The sequence below is a fragment of the Streptomonospora arabica genome (assembly GCF_039531585.1).
Taxonomy (GTDB): domain Bacteria; phylum Actinomycetota; class Actinomycetes; order Streptosporangiales; family Streptosporangiaceae; genus Streptomonospora; species Streptomonospora halophila.
The window spans coordinates 1-1325 of the sequence record NZ_BAAAQI010000039.1 but is presented as its reverse complement, the minus strand read 5'-3'; the positions used below and the strand labels follow the sequence as shown (position 1 = coordinate 1325).

The 1325-nt window shown below is 72.4% G+C and carries 1 protein-coding gene; it reads left to right on the top strand.

Going from position 1 to position 1325, the window contains the following annotated elements:
• A partial coding sequence (locus ABD284_RS25665; protein WP_344149060.1) for a GMC family oxidoreductase occupies positions 1-1325 on the top strand: 1325 nt, incomplete at both ends.

Here is a 1325-nt window from a genome sequence, read left to right as displayed (position 1 = left end):
TCCGTCTACGACTATGTGGTCGTGGGCGGCGGGACCGCGGGCTCGGTGATCGCCAACCGCCTCACCGAGGACCCCGGCACCAGCGTCTGCGTCATCGAAGCCGGCCCCAGCGACCGCGACCAGGAACGCGTCCTGCGCCTGCGCGACTGGCTGGACCTGCTCGAAAGCGACCTCGACTACGCCTACACCACCGTCGAGCAGCCCCGCGGCAACTCCCACATCGTCCACTCCCGCGCCCGCGTACTCGGCGGCTGCTCCTCCCACAACACGCTGATCAGCTTCCGCCCGTTCGCCCGCGACCTCGACGACTGGGTCGCCGCCGGCGCCCGCGGCTGGGACAACGCCACCGTCCAGGCCTACGCCGACCGGCTGAAGAACAACATCGCCCCCGTCGCCCCCCAGCACCGCAACGCCCTGGTCACCGACTGGATCACCGCCTGCGCCCGCGCCACCGGCGTCCCGGTGATCGAGGACTTCAACGCCGAGACCTCCCACCGCGGCGGCTTCAGCCAGGGCGCGGGCTTCCTCCCGGTCGCCTACGACCCCTACACCGGCCACCGCTCCTCGGCCTCGGTCGCCTACCTGCACCCGATCATGGACGTGCGCAGCAACCTCACGCTGATGCTGCAGACCCGGGCGCACCGGCTGGTCCTGGACGGCGAACGCGCCACCGGCGTGCGCGTCACCGGCCCCGACGGCCGGGAGCACACCATCACCGCCGAACGCGAGGTGGTGCTGTGCGCGGGCGCCATCGACACCCCGCGCCTGCTGCTGCTGTCGGGGGTGGGCCCGGCCGCCGATCTGCGCGAGGTCGGCATCGACGTGCACCACGATCTGCCCGGCGTCGGCGAGAACCTGCTCGACCACCCCGAGTCGATCATCATGTGGGAGACCGGGCCGCAGGTGCCCGAGACCACCGTCATGGCCTCCGACGGCGGGCTGTTCGTGCGCCGCGACACCGCCGACCCCCGCCCCGACCTGATGTTCCACATCTACCAGGTGCCCTTCGACGACAACACCGCCCGGCTGGGCTACGAGTCGCCCGGCCCGCGCAACGCCGTGTGCATGACGCCCAACATCCCGCGCTCGCGCTCGCGCGGCAAGCTGTGGCTGCGCAGCGCCGACCCGGCGGTCCAGCCGGCGCTGGACTTCCGCTACTTCACCGACCCCGACGACTACGACGCGCGCACGATCGTCGACGGGCTGCGCATCGCCCGCGACATCGCCGCGACCGAGCCCTTCAAGTCCTGGATCACGCGCGAGGTGGCCCCCGGGCCGGCGCTGACCACCGATGAGGAGCTCTCCGAGTACGGCCGCAGGGCCGC